Source organism: Mucilaginibacter sp. P5_A4, from assembly GCF_056400605.1.
In genome coordinates this window covers 1-1976 of record NZ_JBFUKX010000122.1, presented here as the reverse complement: position 1 = coordinate 1976, position 1976 = coordinate 1, and the positions used below count along the sequence as shown (strand labels likewise).

At 39.4% G+C, this 1976-nt stretch carries 2 protein-coding genes; both read left to right on the top strand.

Annotation, left to right across the window (positions count from 1 at the left end; all coding sequences use genetic code 11):
- On the top strand, positions 1-653 hold a 653-nt coding region (locus AC1DQW_RS27520; protein ID WP_477456990.1), incomplete at its 5' end, for a thiamine pyrophosphate-dependent enzyme.
- A gap of 26 nt (positions 654-679) precedes the next feature.
- Positions 680-1976, top strand: a 1297-nt coding sequence (gene rfbH / locus AC1DQW_RS27515; RefSeq protein ID WP_477456989.1) for a lipopolysaccharide biosynthesis protein RfbH, incomplete at its 3' end; no start/stop codon positions are given.

Below are 1976 nucleotides of genomic sequence, written 5' to 3'. Positions count from 1 at the left end.
ATGTAAAAGAGCTTGAACCAATTGGTATCAACCCGAACTGCTTTATTCATACGCTATCACAAAATTCAACTAAGGCTAAATGCTACGTTGCCGATGTAGGTAGCCACCAAATGTGGGCAGCGCAATCTATAGAAATATCAAAAGACCAGTTGTTCCTAACTTCTGGCGGTATGGGAGCTATGGGCTATGCCTTACCGGCAGCAATCGGTGCGTGTTTTGCGTTGGATAGGGCTCCTGTTGTAGTAATTGCCGGCGACGGATGCATGCAAATAAATATACAGGAACTGCAAACCGTTGTTCGTAATAAACTACCTGTTAAAATAGTAGTTATGAATAACAAAAATCTGGGAATGATTCGTCAGTTTCAGGATAGTTACTTTGAATCACGCTATCAATCAACTTATTGGGGATATAATGCACCAGATTTTGAAAAGGTTGCAAAAGCTTATGATATGAATGCGCGTACCATAACTACCGAAGAAGAGATGGAATATGCCGTAAAGTGGATGTGGGATGAAGAAAATTTTGCTCAACCTGTGTTGTTGCAGGTTATGATAGATCCTTATACAAACACTTATCCTAAAATTGCATTTGGTAAACCCATAACAGAAATGGAACCTTTTGCAAAACCGATAGAAATGGAAAGTACTTAATTTGATATACGTACTCATAAAGAAATATGTTAAAAAATATAATTAATGCCGACCTCGAAAAAGGTCTGAGAGAAATTGCTAAAATAAAAACTACCCAAACTATAATACCTGGTCAAAATTATATTCCAGTTACCGGTAAAGTTTTGGACGAAGATGATATTTTATTAGGCGTGGATGCTGCGCTTGATGGTTGGCTTACGGCCGGGCGCTTTGCAAATTCATTTGAATATGATTTTGCAAAATACTTTGGTGCACCTAAAGCATTGTTGGTCAATTCAGGCTCATCGGCCAATCTGGTGGCTTTTTACGCGTTAACATCAACTAAACTGGGAGATCGTGCGGTAAAACCTGGCGATGAAGTTATTACTGTAGCAGCAGGTTTTCCTACTACCGTAAACCCAATGATCCAATTTGGTGCTATACCTGTTTTTGTTGATGTTGATATTGCTACTCATAATGTAAAGGCTGAGGATATTGAAACTGCTGTATCGCCAAAAACGAAAGCCATTATGATAGCGCACTCATTAGGAAACCCCTTTAACCTGGATGAGGTAATGCGGGTTGCCAAAAAATATAATTTATGGGTGGTTGAAGATGATTGTGATTCACTTGGCGCCACTTACAGAGGTCAAAAAACTGGCACTTTTGGTGATATTTCCACCTTTTCATTTTATCCGGCACACCATATTACCATGGGTGAGGGGGGGGCTGTTTTAATTAACAATCCGGAATTGGCAAAAGTTGCAGAAAGTTTTAGGGATTGGGGCCGCGATTGTTATTGTGAGCCCGGCAAAGATAATACTTGTGGATGCCGATTTTCGCAGCAACTGGGCTCGTTGCCTTATGGCTATGATCACAAATACACATATTCTCATATCGGCTTTAATTTAAAAGTTACTGATATGCAGGCAGCATTTGGAGTGTCCCAATTAAAAAAAGCAGACCATTTTGTGCAGCGCCGCCGGGAAAATTATAAGGCTTTGTATGAGCGCATGAAAGAGCTGGAAGATATATTTATTTTACCGGAACCAACACCTCATAGCGATCCATCATGGTTTGGATTTTTATTAACCTTGCGTGAGGGTGATGCAGCAGACAGACACATGCTTGTTCAATATTTGGAAGAGAAAAAAATTGGTACACGTTTATTATTCGGGGGAAATTTATTGCGTCAGCCAGCTTATGCCAACATTAACCATCGTGTGGTTGGTGATTTGGCTAATACCGATATTATTATGAATCAATCCTTTTGGTTAGGAGTTTGGCCGGGTTTGAATGAAAGTCATTATGATTACATATTGGATATAATTAAAGAGTATATAC